Below are 13,910 nucleotides of genomic sequence, written 5' to 3'. Positions count from 1 at the left end.
AGGCTGGTGAGGCCGGTTGGGTGGTGCCGCCCGACCCGGCGGCGCTCGCCGCCGCGCTGCCGCTGGCCGCAGCCGGTGCCGCCGCACTCTCCGCCTCCGCCCGGTCCCGCTACGAGCGAGTCTTCCACCCCGACGTGGTCACCAAGCAACTCCTCGCCGTCTACGCGGACCTGTCCCGTTCCTGATCAACTCCGACGCCGGCCGGAGGTGCACGAGCCTGCGGCCTCGACGCGTTCCGCCGGAATGCGGGTGTCCCGCCCGCCCGGATACCGCCATTCCGGCGGAACGCAGTCGATCACCTCGCTAAGTCACCGCACTCATTTCGAACGGAGTTGGTGATGGTGATCAGGCGATCGACGTCGGACGGGAACATCGCTTCCGAGCCGGCCGCGATGTCCCTGCGAATCTTGGTACGAAAATGCCCCTCTGAGGGCCTATTCGTACCAAGATTGGTATAGGCAGATGTGTTGAGGCAGGGAATGTCCAGGTGGGGGCGGGTGGGGTGGGGTGCTGCTGCTTGCCGCGTGTTAATAGGGGGCCCTTCCTATGCACGAGGCGTTAATAAGGTGCCCTTCCTTACAAGCTGGCGCGGGCGGAGAAGGCGATGCTGGCGAGGAGGAAGCCGCCGTTCACGATCGTGAACGCGATGATCGCCCAGAAAGCCAGCGCCGGGGCTACCGCCAGGATCAGGGCGGCCACGAAGATCACTGCGCCGTAGTCGCGGACCAGCTTCACCAGGCGTACCGGCAGGGACGTGGAGGTGACCATGCTGGCCGCGTTCGGGCCGGACTGCATCACCGAGGTGACCAGGTTGACCATCCAGGTGCCCGCGAAGGCGGCCACCAGCCAGGTCGGCGTCGAGGGGCGCTGCGCGACGGCGGTGGCGGACAGGGCGGCCACCAGGGCGATCTGGGCGGCCACGTCACAGAGCACGTCGACCCGGGCGCCGGCCGCGCTGCCCTGCCCGGTCACCCGGGCCAGTTGGCCGTCGGCGCAGTCCAGGGCGTACGCGATCTGCCAGCCGACCAGGGCGAGCAGCCCGACCACCCAGGCCGGCACCTCGCCCGCCGCGACCGGGCCGGCGAGGGCGACCACGGTCACCGAGGTGGCCAGCCCCAGCACCAGGTTGGTGATGGTCAACGCGGTCGGCCGGAGCCCGAGCCGCTGGGCGACCAGCGCGAAGACCGCGCCGATCCACTGGCTGATCGACTCACTGAACAGGCCACCGCCCCGGTTCACCCGGTGGAAGTCGGCGACCGTGGGGTGGGATGGCTCAGCCAAGGTGCTCACGGAGGGCGTCAACGTAGTCTCCCAGCCGGGTCCGGACGTCGTCAGCGGACAGCGCGAGGTGTTCGAGGATCGTGTAGCGGTCCGGTCGGGTACGCGGCGCGAAGGCCACCGCCTCGACGAACTGCTCGTCGGTGAGGCCGAGATCGCCCGGCCGGGTGGAGAGGCCGTGCCGGTGCAGGCAGCGGGCCAACTGGCCGAACCGCTCCAGGTCGCCACGGAGGAACGTGCAGAACAGCGCGCCCAGGCCGACCTGCTCGCCGTGTGAGCCGGTGCCCGGGTAGAGGTGGTCGATGGCGTGCGAGATCTCGTGGTCGCCGCCGCTGGCCGGCCGGCTGGAGCCGCAGATCGACATCGAGATGCCGCCCAGGATCAGCGCCTCGGCCAGCGTGGTCAGGAAGGCGTCATCGGTGATCTTGCCGGGGTGGTTGACCAGGGCCTCCGCCCCGGTCCGGGCCAGCGTCACGGCGAGTCCGTCGATCGGCTCGTCGCGTACCTCGTGGGCCAGTTCCCAGTCGGCGCAGGCGCTCAGGTTGCTCACCGCGTCGCCGATGCCGGCCTGGGTCTGCCGGTCCGGCCCGTTCTCCACGAAGTCGAGATCGACCAGGACGGCGATCGGGATGTGTACGCCGTACGACCCCTTGCCGCCCTCGTGGGTCAGCGACGCCACCGGAGAGGCGATGCCGTCGTTGGCGAGGCTGGTCGCCACGGTGACCATCGGGATGCCGTAGCGGGTGGCGGCGTACTTGGCCGTGTCGATGGTTTTGCCGCCACCGATGCCGACCACCGCGTCGTAGTGCCGGCGGCGGAGTTGGTCGCCCAGCTCGTTGGCCGAGTCGACGCTGCCGCCGCTGACCGTGAAGATGTCGGCCGAGCCGAGCGAGGGCTGGCACAGCTCGGCGATCTTCTCGCCCTGCCCGGGGCCGACCACCACCGCGACGTCGCCGCCGCCGGAGATCCGCCGGTCGGCCAGCAGCGCGCCGAGGTCCGCCACCGCACCCCGGCGGACCTCGATCGCCAGCGGGGTGGTGACGGTACGGGCTAGCAGTGGCACGCGATCTCCCGAGCCCGCGCCAGGTCGTCGTGGTTGTCGACCTCGACCCAGGCGACGTCACCGATCGGGGCGGCCCGCACCTCGCCGCCACGGTCGGCGAACTCCTGGTACCCGTCCTCGTAGTAGAGGTTCGGGTCGCGCTGCCAGGTCGCCTCCAGCGCGTCGGCGAGCGCCGCGGCCACCTGCGGCTCGATCAACGTCGCTCCGATGTACTCGCCGTACGCCTCGGCCGGCTCCATCAGCTTGGTGATCCGGGTGAGCTGGCCGGCGGCGTCGAAGGTGGTCTTCATCTCCTCCTCGGCCAGTTTCTTGATCGTGTCGATCGCGAGCAGGATGCCCGGGCCACGCTCGGCCAGCAGGGTCTTCTCCACGCTCACCGGGTGCACGGTGTCGCCGTTGACCAGCAGTACGCCCCGGGCGAACCAGTCGCGGGCCAGCCAGAGCGAGTAGGCGTTGTTCCACTCCTCGGCCTTGTCGTTGTGCACGAGGGTGATCGTGACGCCGTACCGCTGCTCCAGCTCGGCCTGGCGCTCCCGGACGGCGTCCGCGGCGTAGCCGACCACCACCACGATCTCCGTCAGCCCCACCTCGGCCAGGTTGCGCAGCGCGATGTCGAGGATGGTGATCTCGCCATCCACCGGCACCAGGGCCTTGGGCAGGGTGTCGGTGTACGGGCGTAGCCGGCGACCCGCGCCAGCTGCCAGCACCATTCCGACCATGCCGGCATCAGTTTCTGTTTTCACGGCGTTCACCGGAGGAGGATAGCGCCGTCGGTCGGGCCGCTGTGGGGTCAGCCGGGCAGCGCGGCCAGGTCGGCGAGCAGGTCCAGTCGCTGTGCTGCGGTCAGCGCGGCGTACGGGCCCGCCACCCGCCGGTCGGTTTCCAGCTCGATGGCCCGCCATTGGGCACCGTCGGCCAGCTCGGCGATGCTCTCGGCGGTGTGGCCGGCCGCGGTCCACGCGGCGGCGTGCGCGTCGGACCGGTGGTGCCGCAGCGCGCTGAGCCGGTTGAGCAGCAGCACGCCGGGCGCAGTGCCGTCGGGTTCGTACGGCGGAGCGAGCGCGGTGAAGGCGGAGCCGCCGCCGGGCCCGTCGCCGGCCGCAGCGGTCGACGCGGCGGCCACCAGCCGGCCGGCCGTTGCGGCGAGCCGGCGCACCCGGTCCTCGTGCCCGGCCCAGAGTTCCTCGGTCACCTCGGCGTGCACCTGGTACAGCTCGGCGAGGAAGGCCGCGCCACGGTCGGTGGCGGCCAGCGTGCCGTCCGACCGTCGGTGGATCATGCCGTACGCGACGTGCCGGTCCACGGCCCGACGACAGGCGGTCGGCTCGCGGTACCGGGTGACGGCGGCGAACCCCGGTGCGTCGACCGTGCCGCCCGGTGCGGCCAGCCGGGTACGCAACTCCACCAGGAAGCCGGTGGCTGCCTGGCCGCCGTACCGCTGACTCAGTTCGGCCCCGCCCCCGTCCAGGCCGGCCTGCATCGCCGCGACGCAGACCCGGTCGATGGCGGGCGCGATCAGTGCGGCGTACCGGTGTGGAGCCAGCCCGACGCTGTCGCTCACGAAGGTGTCGACCGCAGCACGGCGAAGGCCCGCTCCGCGATCTGGCGGATCAGGCCGTCGTTGACGTGGCGGTGCTCGTCCAGCAGGTCGATGTCGTCGGGGCCGAGCCAGCGGTACTCGGTGTGCTTGCCCGCCTCCAGCACCGGCGCGGCCAGGTCACCGTCGACCCGGACCAGCCAGTCGGACTCGATCCGGGTCAGGCCGTCGTCGCCGACGTAACGGTATTCGCCGACCTGGCCGAGGATCTCCGTCACCCGCCAGCCGGTTTCCTCGGTGACCTCCCGGCGCAGGGCCGCCTCGACGGTCTCGCCCGGTTCGAGGTGGCCGCCGACGATGTCCCAGCAGTTGGGGAAGAGGCGCCGGTCCGGCGAGCGGCGCTGGAAGAAGAGGCGTCCCTCGGGATCGACGATCAGCGCTCCGGCGCAGCGCAGCGGCTCGGTGGGCACCCGCAAACAGTAGCCGCCGCCCACCAGTTGCCGATGCGCTGCCGGTCCGATCCGGCCGGTCGTCGGGCTGGCGGGCGGGCGAAACGGCACATCGCGGACGGTTGTCGGTGTGGCGGGGCGGGCCGGAGGGTAAGGATTCGCTGCCGGCGTGGGCCGACCGGGCCGGCGGGGAGGCCAGGATGCGCGGCGCGGACCGGTTGATCGAGTTGCAGTACGCGATGCTGCTGCGGCGGGACGTGGCCCGCCTGCCCGAGCTGTACGCGACGGACGGCAGCTATGCCATGCCCGGTGTGACGGTGCGCCCGACCGAGTTGCCGGCCCTGCTGCGTACCTGGACGGGTGCCTTTCCCGACCTGCGGGTCGATCCACTCGGTGCGGTCCGCACGGCCGGCGGGGCAGCGGTCGAGCAGCGGCTCACCGGCACCCACAACGGGGTGCTGCACACTCCGTTCGGCACCGTCGCGCCGACCGGACGCACCGTCTCCTGGGAGGTGGTGGACATGGTCCGGGTGCGGCGGACCCGGATCGTCACCTGGCGGTCCTACTTCGACTGGGGAAACCTGGTCACCTCGCTCGGGCTGCACGTGGCGGGGCTGTCCCGGCAGGCGCAGCTGGCATCCGTGGGCTCGGCGCCGGACAGCGGGCCGGTGTTCGCCGGCCCGGAACTGGCCTGGCCCGGGCGGGCCGCGTCCGCCGCCGCCTGACCTGCTCCGCCGTCCGGCTGGCACCTGCCGACTCCCCGGGCGGTTCTGCTCACCCGACCCGGTGGCTCAGGATGCGGACATCGCCGTGCCGTCCGCGTACGCCCCACCAGCGCACGTACGCTGAACAGCCATGACCGCCGAGCAGCTGATCTCCTTCGCCCGTGGCGCGCCTTCGCTGGACATCGTCGATGTCGAAGGGCTCAAGGCCGCCGCCGTCCGCGCCTTCGACGCCGATCCCGCCGGGGTGACCGCGTACGGCACCTCCGTCGGCTACCTTCCGCTGCGCAAGTGGATCGCCGAGAAGCACGGGGTCGAGGCCGACCAGGTGTTGATCACCAACGGTTCGTTGCAGGCCGACGCGTTCCTCTTCGACCACCTGGTGCGTCCGGGTGACGCCGTGGTGGTGGAGCGGCCGACCTACGACCGCACCCTGCTCAACCTTCAGCGGATGGGCAGCGAGTTGCACGGGGTCACCGTCCAGCCGGACGGCCTGGACACCGCCGAGTTGCGCAAGTTGCTGGAGTCCGGGGTGCGTCCACGGCTGGCGCACGTCATCCCGAACTACCAGAACCCGGCGGGCGTGACGCTCTCCCTGGACAAGCGCCGTGAGCTGCTGGAGTTGGCCAAGGAGTACGGCTTCATCATCTTCGAGGACGACCCGTACGCCGACATCCGGTTCCGTGGCGAGCCGCTGCCGTCGATGCTGTCGATGGACACCCGTGACGTCGTGGTGCACGCCTCCAGCTTCACCAAGACGGTCTGCCCGGGGGTACGGGTGGGCTACCTGATCGGCCCGGCGGACCTGATCGCCGACATCGCGAAGAAGGCCACGAGCCTCTACATCGCACCGGGCATGGTGTCCGAGGCGATCGTGCACCAGTTCTGCGTCTCCGGTGACATCGAGCGGTCGATCGAAACGGTCCGGGCGGCGCTCGGCGAACGGGCGCGGGTGCTGGCCGAGTCGCTGCGCCGGCACATTCCCGAGGCCCGTTTCGTGGAGCCGGACGGCGGCTACTTCCTCTGGGTCGAGCTGCCGGAGGACGTCGATGTCGACAGGCTCGCCCCGGCGGCGGCCGAGCGCGGTGTCGCGGTGGTGAAGGGTAGCGACTTCGTCGTCGATGGTGGGCGGCACGCGCTCCGGCTGGCCTACTCGGCGGTGACGGCGGACCGTATCGACGAGGGTGTACGGCGGCTGGCCGAGGCGATGGAAGCGGTCCGCAGCTGAAATATCTGTCGGATTTACGACAGAAAGGCGATCCCGGCCGCTCCAGGACTCCCGCTGGGGCGGCCGGCGGCCCACAATGCTGCGAGCGTCACTCGCCATGCGTACCGGCGGCCTACCGGCTCCGGCCACCGCGGACCGTACTCGGCGCGAGTCGGCCGCCCGCACGTCCGGGTGACGCGGCCAGCATCAACCCCCGCCCCCACGGCGCCGGGCGGGCCGGATCGCCCCCTCACCCCCCGTAGCGGTCCGGTCCGTCCGGCGCCACCCCCTCCGGGCAGCGGAAGCCGCCATGATCGGTACGGCGGCGTACCCTGCAAGCCGCAGGCCGGCGCGCGGAGGGAGCGTGATGACCGATCGGATCGGACGAGGCCGGAACACCTCCACCGCAGGCCACCGGACGTCCCCCCTCGACCAGGGGCGGACGCAGCCGACGGACGGTGGCCGGGCGTTGCGGCCCCGCAACTGGTCGCCGGTGCGGGCCATGACGCGCCGACTCAGTCCGGACGGAACGCCGGCCGTGCCGGCTCCGTCCGGCCCGCAACGCAGCGCGGTGGTGGACTGCGCCCTCTACCTCGATGGTCGGCGGCAGCCCGGCGACTGGGACTTCGCGCAGGCGTTGGCTGCGGCCCGCAGCGAGGAGACCGGCTTCGTGTGGCTCGGGCTGCACGAGCCGGAGCTGGCCGAGATGACCGAGATCGCCGCCACCTACGGGCTGCACGAACTGGCCGTGGAGGACGCGGTCAAGGCCCAGCAGCGGCCCAAGCTGGAGCGCTTCGGCGAGGTCAGCTTTCTGGTGTTGCGTACGGCCCGCTACTGCGAGCACACCGAGCTGACCGAGAACTCCGAGGTCGTGGAGACCGGGCAGGTGATGCTCTTCATCGGTCCGCACTTCCTGATCAGTGTCCGACACGGCGACGCCTGCCGGCTCGCCCCGGTGCGGGAGGAGTTGGAGGCCCGGCAGGAACTGCTGCTGCACGGCCCCTGGGCGGTGGCGTACGCGATCACCGACCGGGTCGTCGACCTCTATCTGGAGGTCGCCGACCAGCTTGAGGACGACATGGACGTGTTGGAGACGGAGGTCTTCGACCGCCAGACCACCGGCCGGATCCAGCGGATCTACCAGATGAAGCGGGAGCTTGTGGAGTTCAAGCGCGCGGTGATGCCGTTGCAGCGTCCACTGCTCGCGTTGACCACGCAGATGAACCGCGACGTGCCCAAGGAGGTACGCCGCTACTTCCGTGACGTGCAGGACCACCTCAGCCGTACGGTCGAGCAGGTCAACTCGTACGACGACCTGCTGAACTCGATCCTCCAGGCGCGGTTGGCCCAGGTCACGGTCGACCAGAACAACGACATGCGCAAGATCGCCGCCTGGGCGGCCATCGCCGCCGTCTGGACCGCGATCGCCGGCATCTACGGCATGAACTTCGAGTTCATGCCCGAACTCAAGATGACCTACGGCTACCCGGTCGTCCTGGCCCTGATGCTCACCATCTCCCTGGCCCTCTACCGCTGGTTCCGCCGCAACGACTGGCTCTAACCCACCCCACCCCCGCCCCACCCCCACGCCCCTCCCCGCCGATCTTGCACTTTCGGTCGCCGGTTCGGGGCTTTCGCCCGTTACGCACCGACACGAAGTGCAAGATCGGCGGGGTCAGGAGGGGCGGGGTCAGGGGGGTGGGGTCAGGGGCGGGAGTTGGAGTTGGTGGGTGAGTTCTTGATGGCCTTGGAGAGGTCGTCGGCGGGGCGGCCGCTGGTGGTGCGGGCGCCCTCGGCGACCGAGGGGACCTTCTCGGTGGGGGTGGGCTTGGGTGGCGGGGCGGTCTTGGTGGTGGTGGAGGCACTGTCGCCGCTGGCCACCGCGGAACTGCCCGCGCCGGTCGAGGCCTTGCCCGCACCGGCCGGTCCGGCCGTACGCACCTCGATGGTCTCCACCTCCTCGCGCATCGGTTCGAGTGCCGCGCCCGTGTCGTACTCGGCCCACACCTGCTGTTCCCGGTAGCGCCGCAGGGCCATCGCGCCGGCCAGCCCGGCCACCGCGCCGGCAGCGAGCAGACCGACCATCATGGGCCCGCTACGGCGGGACTTCTTCTTCGCCTTCATGTTCTTCGCCTTGACCTTCCTGGTGACCGCAGCCTGCTTGGTGGCGGCGGCCTTCTTCCCGGCAGCGGCCTTGCCGGCTGCCTCGGCCTGTGCCTGCCGTACCGCCATGGCCAGGGGTGCGAGCGCCGCTGCCGTCGTGGCCAGGCCGCTCGACGTGCGGTCCCGAATCATCACGGTGGCTGGCGTCACGGCACTGCGGGCCGCCTGGACCCGTGGACCGACCGTGGCGCCGGCGCCCCTGGCCGCGTGCGTGGCGGCCTGCCGCAGGTGGCCAACACTGCGGTTCAGTTCAGCCCTGGCAAGTTGCCCCTGGGTCTTGCGCCGCCCGATTCCAAACACGGTCCCACCTCCTGGGAGTTGTCCTTGCTCATCCTCCACCTTCGGATGCCTCCGCACGTCCAGATCGGGCACATGGGAGGATCCGCATGGAACTGACCAACGAGTAAGGAGTACCCGTGGCCGAGGCTGTCTACGCCACCGTGCACACCAACGCCGGCCCGATCCGGCTGGAACTCTTTCCCAACCACGCGCCGAAGACCGTCCGCAACTTCGTCGAGTTGGCCGAGGGCACGCGCGAGTACACCGACCCGCGTACCGGCAAGCCGGGCAGCGGTCCGTACTACGACGGCACCATCTCGCACCGGGTGATCAGCGGCTTCATGATCCAGATGGGTGACCCGACCGGCACCGGCCGGGGCGGGCCCGGCTTCACCTTCGCCGACGAGTTCCACCCCGAGCTGCGCTTCGACCGGCCGTACCTGCTGGCGATGGCGAACGCGGGCCCCGGCACCAACGGCTCGCAGTTCTTCATCACCGTCTCGCCGACGCCGCACCTGACCAACCGGCACACCATCTTCGGTCAGGTGGCCGACGAGCAGTCCGCGAAGGTCGTCGACTCGATCGCCAACACCCCCACCGGCCCGAGCGACCGGCCGCTGCAGGATGTCGTCATCGAGCGCATCGAGATCGAGCGTCAGGGCGCCTGACCCGCGTGCCCTGCCCGCCGCCCAGGGCCTGGGCGCGGCGGGCGGGACCGGCCGGGTTCACCTCGATCGGCCGCACTGGCGGGTCGAGGTACCTTTGCTCGCATGATTGAGCGCTCGGGCACCTGGGGCCTGCGGTGAGTGAGTCCGCGCCGACCACCCCGGCCTGTTACCGCCACCCAGGTCGGGAGACGTACGTCAGATGCACCCGATGCGATCGATCGATCTGCCCGGACTGCATGCGCGAGGCTTCCGTCGGGTTCCAGTGCCCGGAGTGCGTGGCAGAGGGACGCCGTAGCATTCGGCCGGCGCGTACCGCCTTCGGTGGCGGTGCCGCCGGCCGGCACGGCTACGTGACCAAGGTCCTGATCGGCCTGAACCTCCTGGTGATGCTGGTTTCCATCGCCTCCGACCGGGGTGGCGACGCGGCGGCCGGCGGCACCGGCTTCGGTGGCCTGATGGGTGGCAGCACCCCGCTCACCGAGTGGGGTGCCGTGCTCGGCCGGGCGATGTTCCCCGACGGCCACATCGGCGGGGTCGCCGAGGGCGAGTGGTACCGCCTGGTCACCGCGATGTTCCTGCACTACGGCGTGCTGCACCTGCTGCTCAACATGTGGGCGCTCTGGGTGCTCGGCCGGTCGCTGGAGGCGGTGCTCGGCCCGCTGCGCTTCGCCGCGTTGTACTTCATCGCCGGCTTCGGTGGCAACGTCGCGGTGTACGTGTTCAGCCCGCCGAACCAGATGTCGGCCGGTGCGTCCACCGCGATCTTCGGTCTCTTCGCGGCGACCTTTGTGATCATGCGGCGGCTCGGGCGGGACACCTCCGCGATCCTGCCGATCCTGGTGATCAACTTGATCTTCACGTTCACCGTGCCGCAGATCTCGATCGCCGGCCACCTGGGCGGCCTGGTCTTCGGTGCGCTGATGGCCCTGGTGCTGGCCTATGCTCCCCGGTCGCATCGCACCCTGGTGCAGGCCGTCGGCGGCGGGCTGATCATGGTGGCGCTGCTCGGCCTGGCCCTGATCCGTACCGCCGCGTTGCTCTGACCGGGTCGGCCCGCCGCGCAGATCGACAACCGTTCCGGCGGAATCGCGCGATCCCGCCGGAACGGACACCGCCACACCGGCGGAACCACGCTCGATCAGGCAGTTTCCGCAGGCCGGGCGGCGAGCAGCGCATCGGCCACCTCGTGCGGGTCGGTGCCGAGGTCGAGCCGGCTGAACAGGTACAGCGAGTCGCCGGTGTCGATCTCCAGCGTCGGGCCACCGAGGCCCCGGCCGGACCGGCGTTGCACCCGGATGGTCTCCACCGCCGGCCAGGGCAGGTGTCGGCGACCCGTCCAGCCCGCCGGCACGGTGACGCCATCCGCGTCCACCGTCAGCCGTACCGGCGCGACCAGGTCCCGCACCGCCCAGCCGGTGAGGGCGGCGGCGGCCAGCGCGCCGAGTACCGGCTGGAGCAGGTCACCCCCGGCGAGCAGGATTCCGAGGGCGAGCAGGCCGGCCGCCGCGACCAGCTTGAGCACCGGTAGGGCCGGGGGTATCCGCCACTGCGATGTGGCCGTCTCGAAAGGCACGCCGACCAGCATGCCAGCGCGGCGCGACGGCGCGGGCGGACGCCTGGTCGGCGTCGGCGTAGGATCGGGGCCAGCCAAGTTACCGGGGAGTAAACATGAGTGACGCGGTTATCGTCGGCGCGGTGCGTACCCCGGTCGGGCGGCGCAAGGGCAGCCTGGCCGACGTGCACCCGGTGGACCTGTCGGCGCACGTGCTGCGTGCCCTCGCCGAGCGTACCGGGATCGATCCGGCCCAGGTCGATGACGTGGTGTGGGGCTGTGTCTCGCAGGTCGGCGAGCAGTCCTGGAACGTCGCCCGCAACGCCGTACTGGCCGCCGGCTGGCCCGAGTCGGTGCCCGGCACCACGCTGGACCGGCAGTGCGGCTCCAGCCAGCAGGCCCTGCACTTCGCCGCCGCGACCGTGCTCTCCGGCCAGGCCGATCTGGTCGTCGCCGGTGGCGTGGAGTCGATGACCCGGGTGCCGATGGGCTCCAGTGTGGCCGGTGCGCTGCCGTTCAGTGCGCAGATCCTGGCCCGCTACCGGGGTGTGGAGGGCTTCGCGGCAGATTCCCCGCTGCCGTTCAACCAGGGCGTCGGCGCGGAGCTGATCGCCCAGCGCTGGCGGCTGTCCCGCACCCAGCTTGACGAGTTCGCCCTGGCCAGCCACGAGAAGGCCGCCGCCGCCCAGGACGCCGGAGCGTTCGAGGCCGAACTGGCGCCGGTCGCGCTGGCCGACGGTGGCAAGTTCGCGGCGGACGAGGGCGTGCGGCGGGACACGTCACTGGAGAAGCTGGGCGAACTGCCCACCCCGTTCCGCCCGGACGGCGTGGTCACCGCCGGTTCGGCGTCGCAGATCTCCGACGGCGCCGCGGCACTCGCCGTCACCACCAGCGAGTGGGCCAGCCGGCACGGCCTGCGACCGCTGGCCCGGGTACACACCGCCGTGGTCGCCGCCGACGACCCGGTCGCCATGCTCACCGCGCCGATCCCGGCCACCGCGAAGGCGCTGCGCCGCGCGGGGCTGGGCATCGAGGAGATCGGGGTGTACGAGGTGAACGAGGCGTTCGCCCCGGTGCCGCTGGCCTGGCTGGCGGAGACCGAGGCGGACCCGGAGCGGCTCAACCCCCGGGGCGGGGCCATCGCTCTGGGGCACCCGCTCGGCGGATCCGGCGCCCGGATCATGACCACGATGCTCGCGCACATGCGCGACAGCGGCATCCGCTACGGCCTCCAGACGATGTGCGAGGGCGGCGGAATGGCCAACGCGACGATCATCGAGCTGCTCTGAACCCGAAACCTGGTCGCGGCGGGCGGCCGAGCGGGCTAGCTTGCCCGGGTGACCGCCGCTGCCGTACCGCACACCGGATGGGATGACCCGCACTGGCAGGCCGCCGCGCTGGACTGGGTGACCGAGGCGCTCGCCCGTACCGGCCGTCGGGTCACCGGCCCGGTCGAGCCCCGGATCCGCCCGTGGTCGCTGGTCTGGCGGGTGCCCACCGACGCGGGCGCCGTCTGGTTCAAGGCGAACAGCCCGGGCACGAGGTACGAGGCGGGGCTGCTCGCCACGCTGGCCCGGCTGACGCCCGGCCGGGTACTCGACCCGATCGCGGTGGACCTCGACCGGGGCTGGGCTGTGCTGCCGGATGGCGGGGCGACCCTGCGCGAGGTGGCGGGCGGCGAGAGTGACCCGTCCCGGTGGGAACGGGTGCTGCCCGAGTACGCCGAACTCCAGCGGGTCACCGTCGCGCACGTCGACGAACTGCTCGCCCTCGGGGTGCCGGACCACCGTCCCGAGGTGCTGCCGGAGCTGTTCGCCCAACTACTCGACGACCGGGCGGCCCTGCTGATCGGTACGCCGGACGGGCTGACCACCGAGACGTACGACCGGCTGCGCGGGCTGCTGCCGGCGTACGCCGAGCGCTGCCGCTGGCTGGCCGGCAGCGGGGTCGCGCCGTCGATCCAGCACGACGACCTGCACGACGGCAACGTCTTCGTGGCCAGCACCGGACACCGCTTCTTCGACTGGGGCGATGCCTCGGTGGCCCATCCCTTCGGCACGTTGCTCGTCACGCTGCGGTCGATCGCGTACACCACCGGACGCGCCAGCACCGACCCGGCACTGGTCCGGCTGCGCGACGCCTATCTGGAACCGTGGACGGACCGGTTCGAGCGGGATGCCCTGCGGCGGATGGCGGGGGTGGCCGCCTGGGTGACCGTGGTCAGTCGCTCGCTCTCCTGGCGCCGTGCCCTGGCCACCGCCGACCCGACCCGGGCGGAGTACGCCGCCGCCGTGCCGGGCTGGCTGGAGGAACTGCTCGCCGACGAGCCGGACTGAGCCGGACCGGGCGGCACCGATCGGCCCGCCGCGTAACGTGGAATTTGCAAAAAGCAGATGCATGAGCCACGTCACCGGCGCGAGCAGGGTCGTTGGGCAAGTCATGGACGTCTTCTCCCGAACGTTCCTGCCAGCCGCCGCCGAAGCGGGGCTGGCGGTGCAGACCGCCACCCGGCACATGCCGGTATTCCGCCGCTGCGTCGGCTCCAGCGACGCCACCGTTCTGGTCACCCGGTGCAGCCGGCCCGACCGGCCGATGTCCGGGGAGTATCTCCTCCTGCTCACCCATCGGCGCATCGTGATCACCCGGCAGACCCGGGTGCTGCATCGGCTGCAACTGCATCTCAACACCGAGTTGCGGGAGTTGAGCAACGTCACCTGGAGCCCCGACCCCCGGCTGCACTCGGTCGAGTTGGCCGCCACCGCCATCGACGGCATCCGCGAACGCTTCCTGATCCGTACCCAGCAGCCGAGCCAGGTGTGGCAGCTCGACGCGCTGTTCAACCATGCCTTCCGCACCCGGGTACGCAGCGCCCAGCCCCGGATCGTGGCCACCGTGGCCGAAGCGGTCACCGCCCCCCGGCGTCCGGCGTTCAAGCCCGCAGTGGCCCGCTGACCGGGCGTTCTTACCCAACCCGAACATTGGCGCAGGTCCG

15 protein-coding genes are annotated in these 13,910 nt (G+C 71.4%); 8 read left to right on the top strand and 7 right to left on the bottom strand.

The window, feature by feature from the left end:
* Positions 1–576: 576 nt before the first annotated feature.
* The 5 genes from E0H26_RS23935 to E0H26_RS23915 all read right to left on the bottom strand — a co-directional run bounded on the left by E0H26_RS23935 (position 577) and on the right by E0H26_RS23915 (position 4,348).
* Positions 577–1,290 (bottom strand): CDP-alcohol phosphatidyltransferase family protein, encoded by a 714-nt coding sequence (locus E0H26_RS23935; protein WP_131307459.1) that lies wholly within the window; start codon positions 1,288–1,290, stop codon positions 577–579.
* Positions 1,274–2,341 carry an iron-containing alcohol dehydrogenase family protein gene (locus E0H26_RS23930; protein WP_131307457.1) on the bottom strand — a complete coding sequence of 356 codons (1,068 nt, stop codon included), beginning with the start codon at positions 2,339–2,341 and terminating at the stop codon, positions 1,274–1,276. Before E0H26_RS23930 ends, E0H26_RS23935 begins: the two co-directional genes overlap by 17 nt.
* Entirely contained in the window at positions 2,329–3,060 is a 732-nt protein-coding gene (locus E0H26_RS23925) for a phosphocholine cytidylyltransferase family protein (protein WP_131307567.1), read from the bottom strand. The genes E0H26_RS23930 and E0H26_RS23925 overlap by 13 nt, the downstream gene beginning before the upstream one ends.
* A gap of 71 nt (positions 3,061–3,131) precedes the next feature.
* Positions 3,132–3,902 carry a hypothetical protein gene (locus E0H26_RS23920; protein WP_131307455.1) on the bottom strand — a complete coding sequence of 257 codons (771 nt, stop codon included), beginning with the start codon at positions 3,900–3,902 and terminating at the stop codon, positions 3,132–3,134.
* Positions 3,899–4,348: an NUDIX hydrolase gene (locus tag E0H26_RS23915; protein ID WP_206025342.1), complete on the bottom strand. Its 450-nt coding sequence runs from the start codon at positions 4,346–4,348 to the stop codon at positions 3,899–3,901. The genes E0H26_RS23920 and E0H26_RS23915 overlap by 4 nt, the downstream gene beginning before the upstream one ends.
* 179 nt (positions 4,349–4,527) lie before the next feature.
* Here E0H26_RS23915 and E0H26_RS23910 point away from each other — a divergent pair, with 179 nt between their 5' ends.
* The 3 genes from E0H26_RS23910 (at position 4,528) to corA (ending at position 7,817) form a co-directional block, all read left to right on the top strand.
* Complete coding sequence (locus tag E0H26_RS23910; protein WP_131307453.1) at positions 4,528–5,052, top strand: ester cyclase; 525 nt, start codon at positions 4,528–4,530, stop codon at positions 5,050–5,052.
* A gap of 130 nt (positions 5,053–5,182) precedes the next feature.
* Positions 5,183–6,277: an aminotransferase-like domain-containing protein gene (locus E0H26_RS23905; protein WP_131307451.1), complete on the top strand. Its 1,095-nt coding sequence runs from the start codon at positions 5,183–5,185 to the stop codon at positions 6,275–6,277.
* Between the two features lie 481 nt (positions 6,278–6,758).
* On the top strand, positions 6,759–7,817 hold the full coding sequence (corA, locus tag E0H26_RS23900) for a magnesium/cobalt transporter CorA (protein WP_420812872.1): 1,059 nt from the start codon (positions 6,759–6,761) through the stop codon (positions 7,815–7,817).
* Positions 7,818–7,960: 143 nt separating this feature from the next.
* Here corA and E0H26_RS23895 read toward each other — a convergent pair whose 3' ends face one another.
* On the bottom strand, positions 7,961–8,719 hold the full coding sequence (locus E0H26_RS23895; RefSeq protein WP_206025340.1) for a hypothetical protein: 759 nt from the start codon (positions 8,717–8,719) through the stop codon (positions 7,961–7,963).
* 116 nt (positions 8,720–8,835) lie between these two features.
* On the opposite strand from E0H26_RS23895, the gene E0H26_RS23890 reads away from it, so the two are divergent.
* Complete coding sequence (locus E0H26_RS23890; protein ID WP_131307445.1) at positions 8,836–9,366, top strand: peptidylprolyl isomerase; 531 nt, start codon at positions 8,836–8,838, stop codon at positions 9,364–9,366.
* 134 nt (positions 9,367–9,500) lie between these two features.
* Positions 9,501–10,409, top strand: coding sequence for a rhomboid family intramembrane serine protease (locus E0H26_RS23885; protein WP_131307443.1), 909 nt, complete (start codon positions 9,501–9,503; stop codon positions 10,407–10,409).
* Positions 10,410–10,504: 95 nt separating this feature from the next.
* On the opposite strand, the gene E0H26_RS23880 is transcribed toward E0H26_RS23885, so the two are convergent.
* Entirely contained in the window at positions 10,505–10,939 is a 435-nt protein-coding gene (locus tag E0H26_RS23880; protein WP_420812870.1) for a PH domain-containing protein, read from the bottom strand.
* Between the two features lie 95 nt (positions 10,940–11,034).
* On the opposite strand from E0H26_RS23880, the gene E0H26_RS23875 reads away from it, so the two are divergent.
* The 3 genes from E0H26_RS23875 to E0H26_RS23865 all read left to right on the top strand — a co-directional run bounded on the left by E0H26_RS23875 (position 11,035) and on the right by E0H26_RS23865 (position 13,870).
* Positions 11,035–12,207 carry a thiolase family protein gene (locus tag E0H26_RS23875; protein ID WP_131307441.1) on the top strand — a complete coding sequence of 391 codons (1,173 nt, stop codon included), beginning with the start codon at positions 11,035–11,037 and terminating at the stop codon, positions 12,205–12,207.
* 48 nt (positions 12,208–12,255) lie between these two features.
* Entirely contained in the window at positions 12,256–13,254 is a 999-nt protein-coding gene (locus tag E0H26_RS23870) for a phosphotransferase (protein ID WP_131307439.1), read from the top strand.
* A gap of 103 nt (positions 13,255–13,357) precedes the next feature.
* A complete protein-coding gene (locus E0H26_RS23865) occupies positions 13,358–13,870 on the top strand; it encodes a hypothetical protein (RefSeq protein WP_131307437.1) in 513 nt (170 codons plus the stop codon).
* The last annotated feature ends 40 nt before the right edge of the window (positions 13,871–13,910 follow it).

It is taken from the genome of Micromonospora zingiberis (assembly GCF_004331455.1).
Lineage (GTDB): Bacteria > Actinomycetota > Actinomycetes > Mycobacteriales > Micromonosporaceae > Micromonospora > Micromonospora zingiberis.
Note: the sequence above shows the minus strand (reverse complement) of the source record. Positions and strands in the feature narration are given on the sequence as shown.

Excerpts from the sequence above, each read along its gene's own strand:
- E0H26_RS23875 (WP_131307441.1), top strand. The coding sequence starts at position 11,035 with ATGAGTGACGCGGTTATCGTCGGCGCGGTGCGTACCCCGGTCGGGCGG.
- corA (WP_420812872.1), top strand. The coding sequence starts at position 6,759 with ATGACGCGCCGACTCAGTCCGGACGGAACGCCGGCCGTGCCGGCTCCG.
- E0H26_RS23925 (WP_131307567.1), bottom strand. The coding sequence starts at position 3,060 with ATGGTCGGAATGGTGCTGGCAGCTGGCGCGGGTCGCCGGCTACGCCCG.
- E0H26_RS23905 (WP_131307451.1), top strand. The coding sequence starts at position 5,183 with ATGACCGCCGAGCAGCTGATCTCCTTCGCCCGTGGCGCGCCTTCGCTG.
- E0H26_RS23910 (WP_131307453.1), top strand. The coding sequence starts at position 4,528 with ATGCGCGGCGCGGACCGGTTGATCGAGTTGCAGTACGCGATGCTGCTG.
- E0H26_RS23865 (WP_131307437.1), top strand. The coding sequence starts at position 13,358 with ATGGACGTCTTCTCCCGAACGTTCCTGCCAGCCGCCGCCGAAGCGGGG.